This is a genomic window from Candidatus Manganitrophus noduliformans, from assembly GCF_012184425.1.
In the GTDB taxonomy this organism is placed as follows: domain Bacteria; phylum Nitrospirota; class Nitrospiria; order SBBL01; family Manganitrophaceae; genus Manganitrophus; species Manganitrophus noduliformans.
Window position 1 is genome coordinate 17,991 of sequence record NZ_VTOW01000003.1, and the last position, 16,109, is coordinate 34,099.

The following is a 16,109-nucleotide window of genomic DNA, read 5'->3' on the forward strand; positions in this document are numbered from 1 at the left end:
TTCCTCAAGAAACACCCCCTTGTTTCTTGCAAAAAGATTTGGATATAATCGAATCCATATTATTTTTTTAATGCCCTGATTTAAATTGATCGATTTATCTTTAGGAGAAGACATCTCTTTTATCTCAAATCATCGCATTTTTAATCTGGGCGATCTCTTATCTTAAACAAGGAGGGCTTGCTGTGGCGACCGCTTCATTGGGGAAAACGGCAAAAAACATGCCGGCATCGAAGCAGAAAGGAAAAACAGGCCGCAAGAGTTCTTCGAAGAGCGGCGGGAGTCATGGAGGCAACGGCGGATCGATGATGGCGACTCTCCTGGAAGCGCTCAGAGCGGTCAAAGCGGGAGATTTTTCGGTGAGGATGCCGGTGGTGAAGGGGGGCGTCATGGAGGAGATTGCAAGCGCCTTCAACGAGGTCGTTCAGCTGAACGAGGGGATGGCGAAAGAATTCGTCCGCGTCGGAACGATCGTCGGCCAGGAAGGGAAAATGACCGAACGGGCGTCGCTCGGCGCCGTCTCCGGCGCCTGGGCGACGAGTATCGATTCGATCAACGCGCTCATCGGCGATCTGGTCCGTCCAACCACGGAGGTCGGCCGGGTGATCACCGCCGTCGCCCACGGCGATCTTTCTCAAAAAATGGTCCTGGAGATCGACGGAAGACCGGTGAAGGGAGAGTTCCTCCGAATCGGCACGACGGTGAATATCATGGTCGACCAACTCAGCTCTTTCGCCGCGGAGGTGACCCGTGTGGCGAAGGAGGTCGGCACCGAAGGAAAACTCGGCGGCCAGGCCGATGTGAAGGGGGTTTCGGGGACCTGGAAAGATCTCACCGACAACGTGAACCAGCTTGCGGGAAATTTGACTTCTCAGGTGCGGAACATCGCGAAGGTGACCACGGCCGTCGCGAAGGGGGACCTCTCCCAGAAGATCACCGTCGATGCGAAGGGGGAAATCCTGGAGCTCAAAAATACGATCAACACCATGGTCGATCAGCTCAACTCCTTTGCCGCGGAGGTGACCCGTGTGGCGAAAGAGGTCGGCACCGAGGGAAAACTCGGCGGCCAGGCGGAGGTGAGGGGGGTCGGCGGGACCTGGAAGGATCTGACCGACAACGTGAACCAGCTTGCGGGAAATCTGACTTCTCAGGTGCGGAACATCGCGAAGGTGACCACGGCCGTCGCAAAGGGGGACCTCTCCCAGAAGATCACCGTCGATGCGAAAGGGGAGATCTTGGAGCTGAAGGATACCATTAACGTCATGGTCGATCAGCTTCGATCGTTCGCGGCGGAGGTGACCCGTGTGGCGAAGGAGGTCGGCACCGAGGGGAAACTCGGCGGCCAGGCCGATGTGAAGGGGGTTTCGGGAACCTGGAAGGATCTGACCGACAACGTGAACCAGCTTGCGGGAAATTTGACTTCTCAGGTGCGGAACATCGCGAAGGTGACCACGGCCGTCGCGAAGGGGGACCTCTCCCAGAAGATCGAAGTCGACGCCCGCGGCGAGATCTTGGAATTGAAGAACACGATCAATATCATGGTCGACCAGCTTCGATCGTTCGCGGCGGAGGTGACCCGCGTGGCGAAGGAGGTCGGCACCGAGGGGAAACTCGGCGGCCAGGCGGAGGTGAAGGGGGTCTCCGGGACCTGGAAGGATCTGACCGACAATGTGAACCAGCTTGCGGGCAATTTGACCTCCCAGGTGCGGAACATCGCGAAGGTGACGACCGCGGTGGCGAAGGGGGACCTCTCCCAGAAGATCGAAGTCGACGCCCGCGGCGAGATCTTGGAGCTGAAGAACACGATCAACGTCATGGTCGACCAGCTTCGGTCGTTCGCGGCGGAGGTGACCCGTGTGGCGAAAGAGGTCGGCACCGAGGGAAAACTCGGCGGCCAGGCGGAGGTGAAGGGGGTCTCCGGGACCTGGAAGGATCTGACCGACAACGTGAACCAGCTTGCGGGAAATTTGACTTCTCAGGTGCGGAACATCGCGAAGGTGACCACGGCCGTCGCGAAGGGGGACCTCTCCCAGAAGATCACCGTCGATGCGAAGGGGGAGATCCTCGAATTAAAAAATACGATCAACGTCATGGTCGACCAGCTTCGGTCGTTCGCGGCGGAGGTGACCCGTGTGGCGAAAGAGGTCGGCACCGAGGGGAAACTCGGCGGCCAGGCGGAGGTGAAAGATGTGGCGGGGACCTGGAAGGATCTGACCGACAACGTGAACCAGCTCGCGGGGAATTTGACTTCTCAGGTGCGGAACATCGCGAAGGTGACCACGGCCGTCGCGAAGGGGGACCTCTCCCAGAAGATCACCGTTGATGCGAAGGGGGAGATCCTCGAATTAAAAAATACGATCAACGTCATGGTCGATCAGCTCAGCTCCTTCGCGGCGGAGGTGACCCGTGTGGCGAAAGAGGTCGGCACCGAAGGGAAACTCGGCGGCCAGGCCGAAGTCCGCGGGGTTTCGGGGACCTGGAAGGATCTGACCGACAATGTGAACCAGCTTGCGGGGAATTTGACTTCTCAGGTGCGGAACATCGCGAAGGTGACCACGGCCGTCGCGAAGGGGGACCTCTCCCAGAAGATCACCGTCGATGCGAAAGGGGAGATCTTGGAGCTGAAGAACACGATCAACGTCATGGTCGATCAGCTCAACTCGTTCGCGGCGGAGGTGACCCGTGTGGCGAAGGAAGTGGGCACCGAAGGGAAACTCGGCGGCCAGGCCGATGTGAAGGGGGTCGCCGGAACCTGGAAGGATCTGACCGATAATGTGAACCAGCTCGCGGGAAACCTGACTTCCCAGGTGCGGAATATCGCGAAGGTGACCACGGCCGTCGCGAAAGGAGACCTCTCTCAGAAGATCACCGTCGATGCGAAGGGCGAAATTTTGGAGCTGAAGAACACGATCAACGTCATGGTGGACCAGCTCAACTCCTTCTCCGCGGAGGTGACCCGCGTGGCGAAAGAGGTCGGCACCGAAGGGAAACTCGGCGGCCAGGCGGAGGTGCAGGGGGTCTCCGGAACCTGGAAAGACCTGACCGACAATGTGAACTTCATGGCGAGCAACCTGACCACGCAGGTGCGCGGGATCGTCAAGGTCGTGACCGCGGTCGCAAATGGGGATCTCACCCGGAAATTGGTTGTGGAAGCGAAAGGGGAGATCGCCGCGTTGGCCGATACGATCAACAGCATGACCGATACCTTGAGAATCTTCGCCGATCAGGTGACCGACGTCGCCCGGGAGGTGGGAATCGAGGGGAAGCTCGGCGGCCAGGCGAAGGTGCCGGGGGCCGCGGGGACCTGGAAGGACTTGACCGACAATGTGAACCAGCTTGCCGGAAACCTCACCACGCAGGTGCGGGCGATCGCGGAGGTCGCCACCGCTGTGACGAAGGGGGATTTGACCCGGTCGATTACGGTCGAGGCGCAAGGGGAGGTCTCGGCCCTCAAAAACAACATCAACCAGATGATCGCGAACCTGAAGGATACGACGCAGAAAAACATGGAGCAGGACTGGCTGAAAACCAACCTCGCCAAGTTCTCCGGAATGATGCAGGGTCAAAAAGACCTGAAGGCGATCTCCCGGTTGATCATGTCGGAGTTGACCCCGCTGATCTCCGCGCACCACGGGGCTTTCTACATTTCGGAAAATCAGGACAACGAGCCGGTCTTTAAGCTGATCAGCAGCTACGCCTTCAAGGAGCGGAAAAATCTCACTCAGCGGTTCCACCTCGGAGAGAGTTTGATCGGGCAGTGCGCGCTGGAGAAAAAGGGCATCCTCTTGACGAAGGTCCCCCCCGACTACATCACGATCAACTCCGGTCTGGGGGAGGCCCCTCCGCTGAACATCATCGTCCTGCCGGTCCTCTTCGAGGGGGAGGTCAAAGCGGTCATCGAGCTGGCCTCCTTCCAGCCGTTCAGCCAGATCCACCAGATCTTCCTCGATCAATTGATGGCGAGCATCGGCGTGGTGCTGAACATGATCTCGGCGAGCATGCGGACGGAAGAGCTGCTCCAGGAGCTGCAGAAGTCGAACGCGGAGCTGGAGGCCCAGGCGAAAGAGCTGGAAGAAAAAGCGTCGCTGCTCGAAATCAAGAACAAAGAGGTCGAGCTGGCGAGCGTCTCTCTGGAGGAAAAAGCGGAACAGCTCTCCCTGATTTCGAAATACAAGTCGGAATTCCTCGCCAATATGTCTCATGAGCTCCGCACCCCGCTCAACAGCCTGCTGGTGCTGGCCAAGCTCCTTTCGGAGAACAAAGACACGACCCTCACCCCCAAGCAGGTGGAGTATGCGCAGACCATCTACACGTCGGGATGCGATCTCTTGACCCTGATCAATGAGATCTTGGATCTCTCCAAGGTCGAATCGGGGAAGATGGGGGTGACCCCGAGCGATATCCGCCTTCCGGAGGTCCAGGACTATGTCGAGCGGACCTTCCGGGAGATGGCCCAGCAGAAAGGGCTTGGTTTCAACATTATCCGGGATGAGGCGTTGCCGAGCGCGATCCGGACCGATGAGCAGCGCCTCCAGCAGATCTTGAAGAACCTCTTGTCGAACGCTTTCAAATTCACCGAAAAAGGAAATGTCCTGCTCCGGATCACTCCCGCCGATCCGGAGACGGCCTTTGAGAGCGAGCTTCTCAAGCGATCGAATTCCGTCATTGCATTCTCGGTGACCGACACCGGCGTCGGGATTCCCAAGAACAAACAGAAGCTGATCTTCGAAGCCTTCCAGCAGGCCGATGGGACCACCAGCCGGAAATACGGCGGCACCGGTCTGGGTCTGACGATCAGCCGGGAGATCGCGCGGCTGTTGGGAGGGGAAATTCACGTGGAGAGCACCCCCGGCCGGGGAAGCACCTTTACCCTCTACCTGCCGGAGTCGTATGCCGGTTCCGAGGTGGAACACGACTACGGCCAGGACGGGCAGAACGAAATCGCCAAATCGGACGAGATCCCCCCGGGAAGCCTGAACGGAAAGAGGATTCTCGTGATCGACGACGATGTCCGCAATATCTTCGCGGTGACCAGCCTTCTTGAAAGCCAGGGGGTGACGGTCCTCTTTGCGGAGAACGGCAAGGAAGGGATTGAACTGTTGAAAAACAACAAAGACGTCGATCTCGTTTTGATGGACATCATGATGCCGGAGATGGACGGGTACGAAACGACCCGCATGATCCGAAACATGGGGAAATACAAATCGCTTCCGATTATCGCCCTGACCGCCAAGGCAATGAAGGAGGATCGGGAGAAATGCATCGAAGCGGGTGTCTCCGACTATATCACCAAGCCGGTCGATAATAACCGTCTTCTCTCCCTGCTCCGTGTCTGGATGGATCGGAAAGAAGAGGGAAAGAAACAATCAAAATCGGCTTAGCCGGTGAGGAACACTGATGGAAAAGGTAAACATCTTATTGGTCGATGATCACCCGGAGAACCTCGTCGCGCTGGAAGCAATCCTCGATTCTCCTTTCTACCGTCTGATCAAAGCCGCCTCGGGGGTGGAGGCATTGAAACATCTCCTGCTGGACGAGTTCGCCCTGATCCTCCTCGACGTCGCCATGCCCGACCTGGACGGGTTCGAGACCGCCGTTTTAATTAAAAAACGTCCGAAGCTTCGCGACATTCCGATCATCTTTCTGACCGCCTTCAGCAAAGATGAGCCGTTCATCTTCAGAGGCTACTCCGTCGGGGCGGTCGATTACGTCTTCAAGCCGTTCGAGCCGATGGTGTTGCGGTCCAAAGTGGCGGTTTTCGCCGAGCTGTTCAGAAACCGCGAGCAGATCAAAAGACAGGGGGAGCTGCTTCGTCAAAGCGAGCGGCGGGAGCATGAACGGCGGTTTCTGGAACAGGAGTGGGCGAGCCAGAAGCGTTACCGTCACCTGGCCGATGCCGTCCCCCAAATCATCTGGACCGCCGGTCGCGACGGCGCCGTCGATTACTTCAATCAGCAGTGGCATCTTTATACCGGCTTGACTTTGGAGCAGTGCGAGGGGTGGAAGTGGAAGCGGGCGATCCATCCCGAAGACCTCCCGCGCCTGCTGCAGCAGTGGCGGGAGGCGCTCCAAGCGGGGCAGCGGCTGGAAGTTGAATGCCGGTTAAAGAAGGCCGATGGAACCTTCCGGTGGCATCTGTTCCGCGCGATTCCCGAGGCCGAAAACGGGGTGATCGTCGCCTGGCTCGGCACGGCGACCGATATCGATTATCAAAAACAAGCGGAAACGTTCTTGAAGCAAAAGACGCTGGAGGCGGAGGAGGGAAACCGGCTCAAGTCGGAATTCGTCTCCAATGTTTCCCATGAGCTGCGGACGCCGCTCCACGCGATCCTCGGCTACTCCGATCTTTTATCGGAAGAGAGCGGGATCAAGGAGGAGCAGAGCGGGTGGGTCAAAGGGATTCATCGAAACGCGTCGGACCTCCTCGATCTCGTCAACAACCTTCTCGATCTCTCCAAGATCGAATCGGGGAAGGGGCTCCTCAACCTCAAGCAGATCGACCTCAAGGAAGTGGTCCCGGGGTTCTTCGACAATATCGGCAGCTTGACGAACGGCAAGGAAATTCAGATCAACTTGATGATCGATGAGAAACTCCGGGTCATCCAGAGCGACCCGCTGAAAATTCGACAGATCTTTTTGAACCTCCTTTCCAACGCCATCAAATTTACGGAGCGGGGGGTCATCACCACCACCTTGTCGAACAGAGAGGGGGGGATTCTTCTCACGATTCAGGATACCGGCATCGGAATGCGGCCGGAAGACCTCCCTTATATTTTCGATCCCTTTCGGCAGATCGACGGCTCCATCACGCGAAAGGCCGGCGGGACCGGATTGGGTCTGGCCATCGTTAAAAATGCAGTCACGGCGCTCAACGGGACGATCGAGGTCCGGAGCGAGCCGGGGAAGGGGTCTACCTTCAAAATCTTTCTCCCCGAATTTCCATTCGACCGGTTCAAGCCGGTGAAGTCGCGGATTGAGTCGAATCCGGATCAAGGATGAGCGTTTGGCGCGGCCGGAAGGGCGCTTCGATTGATCTCCGGGCGGATGATCGCCCGATTCCAATCAGGAAAAGATGCCGAAGAAAAGGGGGGAAGCAAAAGTGAATATATTGCTGGTCGACGACCATCCGGAGAATCTGGTTGCGCTTGAAGCGGTGCTCGACTCTCCGGAATACACCCTCGTGAAAGCGGCGACCGGTATGGAGGCGCTTAAACTTCTTTTGAAGGACGACTTCGGCTTGATCCTCCTGGATGTCTTCATGCCGGGCCTCAACGGATTCGAGACCGCCGCGATGATCCGCGAGCGGCCGAAAACCCGCAACATCCCGATTATTTTCATTACCGCGGTCAACAAGGCCGAAACCGACGCCGCCCGGGGATACTCTCTCGGTGCGGTCGATTACATCATCAAGCCGTTCGATCCGGACACGTTAAAATCGAAGGTGTCGGCCCTGGTCGATCTCTATAAGAAGGGGAACAAGCTAAAGCAGCAGCTCGGCCAGTTGGAGAAACTCTCGCAGGAGCGCTACCGAAATCTCGCCAATGCGATCCCGCAGATCGTCTGGATCGCCCGTCCGAACGGGATGGTCGATTTTTTCAATCAGCAATGGTTCTCATATACCGGTCTGCCCTTCGAGCAGAGCGAGGGGTGGGGATGGAAAAAGGTGATCCACCCCGAGGACCTTCAATATTATCTCGATCGATGGGGGGAGACATTGAAGATCGGCATCCCTTTCGAGATCCATTGCCGCCTCAAGCGGGCCGACGGGGCGTATCGATGGCATTTGGTTCGCGCCTTGCCTGAAAGGGATCAGCACGACCAGACGATGGCCTGGCTGGGAACCAGCACCGACATCGACGATCAAAAAAGAGCGGAAGGGGTGTTGCGGCAGAAGACGGTGGAGGCGGAAGAGGCGAACCGGATCAAATCGGAGTTTGTCTCCAACGTCTCTCACGAGCTGCGGACCCCGCTGAATGCCATCATCGGGTATGCTTCTCTTTTGCTCCAGGGGACCTACGGGGAGGTGAATGACCCTCAACGTCCGCCGGTGGAGGGGATTCAGAGAAACGCATCGGAGCTTCTGAGTCTGATCAATAACCTGCTCGACCTTTCCAAAATGGAATCGGGCAAGGTTCCGCTTGTCATCGAGCCGGTCGACCTAAATCGCCTTCTGCCCGACGTTTTTGAAAATCTCAAAGGGCTGATGAACGGGAAACAAATCGAAGTCCGATGGGATATTCAGCAAGGGCTCATCCCGATTCGGACCGATCGGTTGAAAGTCCGGCAGGTCGTATTGAATCTTATTTCCAACGCGATCAAATTTACGGAAGCGGGATCGATCGCCATTTCGGCGTCCAATGTCAACCGGGGCGTGCAGTTTTCAATCGGAGATACCGGCGTGGGGATGAAACGAGAAGACCTTCCTTACATCTTCGATCCCTTCCGGCAGATCGACGGCTCGATGACCCGAAAGGTCGGAGGAAGCGGCTTGGGGTTGACGATCGTCAAAAACGCGCTGACCCTCCTCCATGGGAGGATCGATGTTCAAAGCGAATACGGAAGGGGATCGACCTTCACGGTTTTTTTGCCGGAGCGCTTTCCCGGCGCGGTTGAACCGGATGGGATGGAAAAGCAGCTACAGCGATGACCGTTAAGCGTCTGAGCGTTAGGAATCATTCCGCTCTCCTCGTATGAGGTATCGCCTCATCGCTCTTCATTTCTAATTTAAATGGTATTCGGATTGACATTGCCCCTTTTTGAGGATACCCTAATTTCGCTTATTGATGCGAGGAGGTGACGAATGTCGGATCCGACGATTGCGCAACGCATGCCTTATGTTCAGGAAGTGGAGCCGGGGACGTATTATTGGTGCCGCTGCGGGAGATCGAAAGCCCAGCCGTTCTGCGACGGCTCTCACAAAGGGACGGAGTTCAGCCCGCTTGAGGTGAAGATCGAGCAGAAGAAAAAGGTCGCCTGGTGCGGCTGCAAGCATTCCGCCAACAAGCCCTTCTGCGACGGCACGCACTCCGGACTGAAATAATCTTTTTTAATGAAAGGGGAGAAGGTTCTCGAAGAGCCTTCTCCTTTTTTATTGTTCAAGGAGGGGGGCCATGAAAAGAGTCGGTCTTTGGTGGGCCGCGGCGATGACGGCCGGGCTGATCGGCGGGATGTTGTCGGTTTGGATCTTCAACGTTGGGGAGGCGTTCGCTCGAAAGGCATCGAAAGAGAAAAAGGTCGTTACGGCGGAAGATTTCCACCTCGTCGATGAAACCGGAAAACTTCGGGGCGCCCTCTTTGTCTCGGCCAAGGGGGAGCCCGGTTTCGCCCTTTTTGATAAAGAGGGGAAGGACCGTATCTTATTGATGCTGAACGCCGACGGGAGCGCGCTGATCGAGCTTCACGATGAGGCCGGAGCCTCCCGGGCCAAGCTGGCGCTTGGAAATGACGGGAGTCCAACGTTGAGCCTGGTGGGTGATCCGGCGATGACACTTCTTGACCGGGAGAAGAAGGTTCTCTGGAAAGCGCCTTGATCTCGGTCTGTTGATTGTCAAGCCGTTCCCCTCTTGTTATAATCAGCCCATGGCGTTTGATCTAAAAAAACTTCAGCAGACATTGGGAACGGCGAAAATCCTCTCCGACCCTCCCGCCATCACCGCCTATTCGATCGACGCCAGCATCTACAAGGTCGTTCCCCAAGCGGTGGCCGTCATCGAATCGCGGGACGATCTTGAAAAAGTGCTCCACTATGCCAAGGAGCATCGCGTTCCGCTGACCGCCCGGAGCGGCGGGACCAATCTCACCGGCAATGCGGTGGGGGAGGGGATCATTCTCGAATTCTCCCATCTCAATCAGATTTTGGAAGTCAACGAGCAGGCCCGCTGGGCCCGGGTTCAGCCGGGGATCGTTTTCGCCGAGTTGAACAAGCGGCTGGCGAGGCGGGGATGGATGTTCGCCCCCGATCCGTCGAGCGGCGACATGTGCAAGCTCGGCGGAATGCTCGGGAACAACGCCGCCGGACCCCACACGCTGAAATACGGCGCCACCCGCGACAACGTCCTGGAGATGGAAGTTCTTCTGTCGAACGGCCATTGGATCACCGCCAAAGAGTACCGGCTCGATGATCCGCATTTCCAGAAGCTCCTGGTTGAGAATCCCTTCTTGAAAGATCTGATCGAGCTGATCCGGCGGAACAGCGACCTGATCCAATCGAAGCGGCCGAAGGTGTCGAAGAACTCCAGCGGGTACAACCTCTTCGATCTTGCCGACGGATTGGCGCGCGGCGTCTTCCCGCTCCACCAGCTCCTCATCGGAAGCGAGGGGACGCTGGGGCTGGCGGTCGAAGCGAAGATCAAGCTGGTTCCCAAACCGGCGGAAACCGCCACGGCCCTTATCTACTTCGACCGGCTCTCCGAGATCGGCGACGCGGTCAATGCCCTCCTCCCCCTGGCGCCGAGCGCTTTGGAGATGATGGACGCCAACTCGCTCGACCTCGTCGGCCGCGCCCGCTTCGGCATCCCGAAGCAGGCGGCGGCGATGTTGCTGGTGGAGTTCGACGCGTCGCCCCGGGCGAAGATGGAAGCGGTCCACCGGGCGATCGCGCAGTATCATCTGAGCGCCCCCATGACCGAAGCGTTCGACCCCGAAAATCAGGCCGAGCTCTGGCGGGTCCGGAAGGCGATGTATCCGACCCTATATAACTACGACGCCAAGAAGAAGCCGATCAACTTCGCCGACGATGTCGTTGTCGCCGCCGACCGGATTCCGGAGCTGATCGCCTATCTCGACCGGCTCTTTTCCGAGAAGGGGGTGGCGGTGGCGATCTACGGCCACATCGGCAACGGCAACGCCCACATCAATCCCTTGCTGAACGTGAACGATCCGGTCGACTTTGAAAAGATGGTCGCCCTCTCTCACGAGATCCATCAAACCGTCATCGACCGCTTCGGCGGCTCGCTCTGCGGGGAGCATGGCGACGGGCGGGTGCGGGCCGAGTTCGTCAAAGATCTCTACGGCCCGGAGCTTTATACCCTCTTCAAGCGGGTGAAGACCCTCTTCGATCCGAAATATCTCCTCAATCCCGGCGTGAAGATCAGCGAAACACCGTTCACCGAGAAGATCGATCTCGAACGGCTCGCCAAGCAGTGCGCCACCTGCGGGAAGTGTAACTCGGTCTGCCCGGTCTACGATGTCGCCGGGGAGGAGTCGAATGCCGCGCGGGGGTGGTTCCACATCGTGACCGCGCCCGATTACACCTACGAGAAGTCGTCCCGCATCGTGGAAGCGTGCGTCAACTGCAAATCGTGTCGGACCGTCTGCCCCGCCGGAATCGACGTCTCGGAGCTGATTTTAAAGAAACGGGAAGAACATCCCAACCCGGTGGCGGGAATGGCCTTCCGGCTCCAATCAAAGCGCTCATTATTCGAGGGCCTGCTGAAGCTGTCCGCCTGGACGCAGCCGATCTGGGACAATCGGATCGGCCGATTCTTTATCGAGCATTTGACCCGGCCGGTCCTGAGGGGGCTGGCGCCGACGGCGCGGATTCCGTCCGACATGACCTTGCCGAAGTTGGCGAAGCGGCATTTGCGCGAGCGTTATCCCGCGCTGACCGAGTCCGACAGTCCGATCGCCTACTTCCACGGCTGCGCCGCCGACTACTTCGACGACGGCGTCGGGGACGCGGTGATCGAGGTGCTCAAAAAAAACGGGGTGGAGGCGGCGCTCCCGCCGCAGCGCTGCTCCGGAACGCCGATTCAGACCTACGGCTGGATCGACCGGGTCCGGGAGAACGCCCGGTTCAACATCGCCTCCCTCGAACGGTTCGAGAAGGTTGTCACCGGCTGCGCCTCTTGCACCTTCATGTTGAAAGACTATGAAAGCATTCTCCCTCCCGACGAACAGGAGGAGGCGAAGCGCCTCGCGGCGAAGGTGGTCCATATCTCGGAATTCCTGGCCGGCACGGTTCCGGTCAAAGAGATGCCGTCTTCATCCGGAAAAAAGAAAAAAGTCACTTATCATTCTTCCTGTCATCTCCGGGCGGCGGGGGTGAGTAAGCCGCCGCGGGATCTTCTCCGTCGAAATCCGAATTTCGAGTTCGTCGAGATGGCCGACGCCGACCGCTGCGCCGGCGGCGCGGGAACGTTCTGCGTCAAAAATCCGAAACAGTCGGCGGCGATCTTCGAGCGGAAGCGGCGCGGGATCGAGGAGAGCGGGGCGGAGATCGTCGCCACCTCCTGCCCCGCTTGCATGATCCAGCTTCAGAACGGCCTGAAGGGAAAGGTGGAGGTGAAGCACATCGCCCAATTGATGAACGAAGAGGAAAAGCCGGATGGGTGAAACGACGTCTTCCCGCAATGTTCTCATCTACGATGCCGAGTGCCGGCTTTGCGTCTCTTCAAAAGAGTGGGTCGAGCGATGGGATCGGCGGCGCCGGATCACCTTCCTTCCGTTTCAAACGGCCGAAGCAAAGGAGCAGCTCCCCGATTTAGCGGGGATGGCCTGCATGGATGCGATGCGTTTTATCGATGCGCAAGGACAGGTCACCTCCGGGGTGGACGCTTTCCGGAGAATGCTTCCCCTCCTCCCCTTCGGACGGCTTCTTTCCCTCCTTTTTTATCTTCCGGGGGTCCCCCGGCTGGCGGCCGTGATTTACCATCATGTCGCCGAGAACCGCTATCGCTGGTTCGGCCGGGCCCATTGAGAAGATTTCCTGCCATAGAATTACCTGAATAAACATAGGCTTCGCTCCCTCTTCGCGGTGTGGCCCGTCGTTTGACGGTCCCTCTCTCTTACGGTATCGTTAAATAGATCGATCCGCTGAAAGGGTCGCCATGTTTGCGCAACTTTTTACCCCAACTCAGTATTTCTTCAACGTTTATGCGATTCCGGTGTTCGCGGCGGCCGCCGCGACGTTTTTATTCGGAGCGGCTGTCCTGATCCATGAGCGGGGGAGCAGAGTCGGCCGGCTTTTTTCCTACATGACCTTCACGGGGGGTGTTTGGCTTTTCTCCTTTTCCTGGATGTACTCTGCCGTCGCGGAGGATGTCGCCCTGGTTTGGGCGAAGGCCGGATATCTGGCTGTGACGTTCCTTCCTTCCTTCATTTATGATTTCTCCATCGTTTCCCTTCACCTGGAATGTCAGCGGCGGGTTTGGAGATGGATCATCTGGTCTTTCTCCGTGCTTTTTGCGTTGTCGGTTCTTTTGTCCGATTTCCTCGTCGAGGGGGTCTATGACTACTGGTGGGGTTATTATCCCAAGGTGGCTTGGCTGAGCATTCCCTTCCTGCTCTTTTTCTTCGGGATCATGTTTCTGAGCCTTTGGGAATACGACGGTCAATTTCGCAACGCGGTCCCGAGTGTTCATCGGGAGCGGACCAAATCTTTTCTGAAAGCGTTTGGGGTCGGCTATTTCGCTTCATTCGATTTCCTGGCGAATTATGGCGTTCCGCTTTATCCCTTCGGTTATATCCCGATCTTCATTTTTTTCCTGATCATGGCCAAAACAATCCGCCGGTACCGGCTGATCGACATGTCGCCCGGTCTTACCGCAGATCAGATCGTCTCGCCGACGGCCGATCTTCTCATTGTCTGCGATGCGGAAGGGACGATTCAACGTGTGAATCGGACGACCTGTGCGACGCTCGGTTATTCCGAAAGAGAGCTGATCGGAAAGCCGGTCGGCTCTCTCGCGTGGCGTTCTTCCGGACTGGAAGAACGGATTCAGGCGATGATCAGGGGGATCTCATTGGGAGACGAGAAAATACTCTTCTGCGGGAAAGAAGGGGGAATGGTTGAACTTCGCGTCTCCCTCTCCCCGTTAGGGGACAGGGAGTTTCTCCCGACGGGCGTGGTGATTATCGGGCGGGACCTGTCGGAGCATGACGCCCCAGAGATGCCGGCGCAGGGGTAAACCGGCGGCGGTCTACGGTCCCGGCGTTTTTGGCGCGGGGGGACCTGCAGGTCCCGGGTTGGGCGGGGCGGTGATTTTTTTATAGTCGGAAGGGACCTCGAAGAGAGCGGGGTCGAGCTTTTGAACCTTGATGTTCGCCAGCTGGACCAGAACGTGCTCGCCTTCTCTGAAGAACTCCTGTCGGATCGGGGCGTTGTTCAGGTCGATCGCCTCCCAGGCGAAACCGATCCGTTTGTTTCCCTCTTTGTCTCTCCAGGTCATCTTAAACTTATTGGCCGGGCGTCCGGCGACGTTTTCCTTCGCGATAAAGACCTTCTCGATCTTCACGCCCGACTTGGGAGAAAAGGGGTCGAGCGGGTTTTCTCCCCCGACCGTTTCCACGTACATCTTTTCATCCGGCATCAGCATCCAGAAAACCGGCGGCCGTTTATCTCCCCGCGAGATGTGGACGACGCTTCTTCCGGCGTTGTTGATCTCCACCCGAAGCTGTTTCTGTCTGGAGTAGACCTTGGCCGGAAAGATGCGGGCGTTCTCTCCGATCTCTCCCAGGCTGATGGTGATGTACTGATCGGCAATGAAATCGGCCCGGGCGGCCGTGCCGGCCAAAACGAGAACGACAGCCAGAAATAAGCCGATGATCTTCCGCGGATGGTTCATTTCTTCTTTCTCCTTAGGCGGGTAACCTACCATCTTTTTTTTCAAAACGCAACGGGCGGGAGAGGGCCGGTGTCGGTCAAGACTTCCCTAACCTTGGAAGAGTGATTAAGTAAATGTCTCCAAGAATTTTATTGACATTGCTGTTTCGTAAATTGTATATTGCGGACCACTTACCTGAAGAAGATGCAGCCGCTCTGTATGTCATCAGAACCGCCAATATAAAACGGAGACAGAGAATGGTTAATCTAAAAAAGATCAGCGTGGTATTTGGAATGTTCGCTTCATTGGCGGTTCTGATTCACGGTTGCGGATCGGGAGGCGGTGGAGGGGGCAATGCCCCGGCCGGGACCGCGGCGCAATCCGCCGGCGCCGCTTCGAAGGCGATCGTCAGCGCGCTGGGAGTGGCTACGGATCCCGGCGGCGATGGCGACATCGCTAAAGCCGCTTTAAACCGAAAAGCGGCATCAATTCTAAGCGATGAAGCTCAGGTCCGACAGGCGTTGCACGATTTTAAGGCGTCGGCGGCTCTCCGGCGGCAGAAGACGCTTCGGGACACCACCGACTCAGGCGATCTGCCGTGTCCTGGCGGCGGGAGGCAAAGAATCCGAACGGATGACAACAACACGCCGGACGATGAGTCCGATGATTCTTTTACCGCGAACTTTGTCAACTGCTCCGGAAGCGACGGGGATGCGACCCTCTTTTTTAACGGTTCAATGCGCCTCACGTTCACGAACGGCGATCAGGAATTTACATTGACTTTTAATCGGTTTACCAGCCGCGTCACGGAACCTTCGGGTACCTTTGAAACCTTCAACAATGGGACGATCTCTTTCTCCGGCAGAGAAGTCGAATGCGGAAATTCTTCCTTCCTGGAGATGACCTTTACGATGGATATGAACGGTACGGCCAAGGTCGATCTGGAAAACAACGGAACTTTCGAAGTCAATGAGTCATTCTCATTTAATGACTTCGTCATGGTCTTGACGGAGGCGCATGCGCCGGAACCCGACTGCACGCCGGGTGCGACGACCTTTACAATGAACGGCAAGTCTACCTTCACCAATCGCCTGAATCGAGCCGACAACATCAGCGCCACCTTCAACAATTTCGCAATGGTGGTCACACCGGCGACAAGACTGCTTGAGGGCATCGATCGAGAGGGAGAGACCCTCTCCTTCGACGGAACCATCGCAATCTCGTCCGATTGCGTCAAGGGGACATTCACCTTCACCACCCCGGTCGGAGAAGAGCCCTTTATTCCCCTTGACGCTTCCTGCCCGGTCGACGGAAAAATCCTGGTTCACCGAGGCGGCGTCACCACGGCGGTGATATACACCTCCACGGGGGTCCAGATTGATGAAGGGGGCGACGGCTCCGCCGAGCAGACCTTCGACGATTGCGAGGCGGCGGAGGCTTGCGTTTAGCCTGATCGGTTTTGTACTTTGGGCGCCCCGGTGAAAGCCGGGGCGCTTTTTTTGTCTCCTTCACTGATACTATTTTCCTCCATGCCGTACCGTTCCTTATAAGTCATTGATTCCTCATCGC

Annotated in this window: 10 protein-coding genes; 9 read left to right on the forward strand and 1 reads right to left on the reverse strand. The window is 57.4% G+C overall.

What is annotated here, in order from left to right; translation table 11 throughout:
* The first annotated feature begins 218 nt into the window (after nt 1-218).
* From MNODULE_RS14720 to MNODULE_RS14755, 8 genes are all read left to right on the forward strand, one after another.
* On the forward strand, nt 219-5,378 hold the full coding sequence (locus tag MNODULE_RS14720; RefSeq protein ID WP_168062549.1) for a HAMP domain-containing protein: 5,160 nt from the start codon (nt 219-221) through the stop codon (nt 5,376-5,378).
* A 16-nt stretch (nt 5,379-5,394) separates the two neighbouring features.
* Entirely contained in the window at nt 5,395-6,996 is a 1,602-nt protein-coding gene (locus MNODULE_RS14725; protein ID WP_168061220.1) for an ATP-binding protein, read from the forward strand.
* 73 nt (nt 6,997-7,069) lie between these two features.
* On the forward strand, nt 7,070-8,644 hold the full coding sequence (locus MNODULE_RS14730; RefSeq protein ID WP_168061222.1) for a hybrid sensor histidine kinase/response regulator: 1,575 nt from the start codon (nt 7,070-7,072) through the stop codon (nt 8,642-8,644).
* 153 nt (nt 8,645-8,797) lie between these two features.
* Nucleotides 8,798-9,037 carry a CDGSH iron-sulfur domain-containing protein gene (locus MNODULE_RS14735; RefSeq protein WP_168061224.1) on the forward strand — a complete coding sequence of 80 codons (240 nt, stop codon included), beginning with the start codon at nt 8,798-8,800 and terminating at the stop codon, nt 9,035-9,037.
* A 70-nt stretch (nt 9,038-9,107) separates the two neighbouring features.
* A complete protein-coding gene (locus MNODULE_RS14740) occupies nt 9,108-9,527 on the forward strand; it encodes a hypothetical protein (RefSeq protein WP_168061226.1) in 420 nt (139 codons plus the stop codon).
* 49 nt (nt 9,528-9,576) lie between these two features.
* Nucleotides 9,577-12,330 (forward strand): FAD-binding and (Fe-S)-binding domain-containing protein, encoded by a 2,754-nt coding sequence (locus MNODULE_RS14745; protein WP_168061228.1) that lies wholly within the window; start codon nt 9,577-9,579, stop codon nt 12,328-12,330.
* Nucleotides 12,323-12,694 (forward strand): thiol-disulfide oxidoreductase DCC family protein, encoded by a 372-nt coding sequence (locus MNODULE_RS14750; protein ID WP_168061230.1) that lies wholly within the window; start codon nt 12,323-12,325, stop codon nt 12,692-12,694. Before MNODULE_RS14745 ends, MNODULE_RS14750 begins: the two co-directional genes overlap by 8 nt.
* Nucleotides 12,695-12,824: 130 nt before the next feature.
* Nucleotides 12,825-13,904: a PAS domain S-box protein gene (locus tag MNODULE_RS14755; protein WP_168061232.1), complete on the forward strand. Its 1,080-nt coding sequence runs from the start codon at nt 12,825-12,827 to the stop codon at nt 13,902-13,904.
* 12 nt (nt 13,905-13,916) lie between these two features.
* Here MNODULE_RS14755 and MNODULE_RS14760 read toward each other — a convergent pair whose 3' ends face one another.
* Nucleotides 13,917-14,561, reverse strand: coding sequence for a hypothetical protein (locus MNODULE_RS14760; protein WP_168061234.1), 645 nt, complete (start codon nt 14,559-14,561; stop codon nt 13,917-13,919).
* Between the two features lie 236 nt (nt 14,562-14,797).
* Here MNODULE_RS14760 and MNODULE_RS14765 point away from each other — a divergent pair, with 236 nt between their 5' ends.
* The gene (locus MNODULE_RS14765) at nt 14,798-15,988 is read left to right on the forward strand and encodes a hypothetical protein (RefSeq protein WP_168061236.1); all 1,191 of its coding nucleotides are present in this window, start codon (nt 14,798-14,800) and stop codon (nt 15,986-15,988) included.
* Nucleotides 15,989-16,109 lie beyond the last annotated feature (121 nt).

Excerpts from the sequence above, each read along its gene's own strand:
- MNODULE_RS14750 (WP_168061230.1), top strand. The coding sequence starts at position 12,323 with ATGGGTGAAACGACGTCTTCCCGCAATGTTCTCATCTACGATGCCGAG.
- MNODULE_RS14720 (WP_168062549.1), top strand. The coding sequence starts at position 219 with ATGCCGGCATCGAAGCAGAAAGGAAAAACAGGCCGCAAGAGTTCTTCG.
- MNODULE_RS14730 (WP_168061222.1), top strand. The coding sequence starts at position 7,070 with ATGCCGAAGAAAAGGGGGGAAGCAAAAGTGAATATATTGCTGGTCGAC.
- MNODULE_RS14725 (WP_168061220.1), top strand. The coding sequence starts at position 5,395 with ATGGAAAAGGTAAACATCTTATTGGTCGATGATCACCCGGAGAACCTC.
- MNODULE_RS14765 (WP_168061236.1), top strand. The coding sequence starts at position 14,798 with ATGGTTAATCTAAAAAAGATCAGCGTGGTATTTGGAATGTTCGCTTCA.
- MNODULE_RS14735 (WP_168061224.1), top strand. The coding sequence starts at position 8,798 with ATGTCGGATCCGACGATTGCGCAACGCATGCCTTATGTTCAGGAAGTG.
- MNODULE_RS14760 (WP_168061234.1), bottom strand. The coding sequence starts at position 14,561 with ATGAACCATCCGCGGAAGATCATCGGCTTATTTCTGGCTGTCGTTCTC.
- MNODULE_RS14755 (WP_168061232.1), top strand. The coding sequence starts at position 12,825 with ATGTTTGCGCAACTTTTTACCCCAACTCAGTATTTCTTCAACGTTTAT.
- MNODULE_RS14740 (WP_168061226.1), top strand. The coding sequence starts at position 9,108 with ATGAAAAGAGTCGGTCTTTGGTGGGCCGCGGCGATGACGGCCGGGCTG.
- MNODULE_RS14745 (WP_168061228.1), top strand. The coding sequence starts at position 9,577 with ATGGCGTTTGATCTAAAAAAACTTCAGCAGACATTGGGAACGGCGAAA.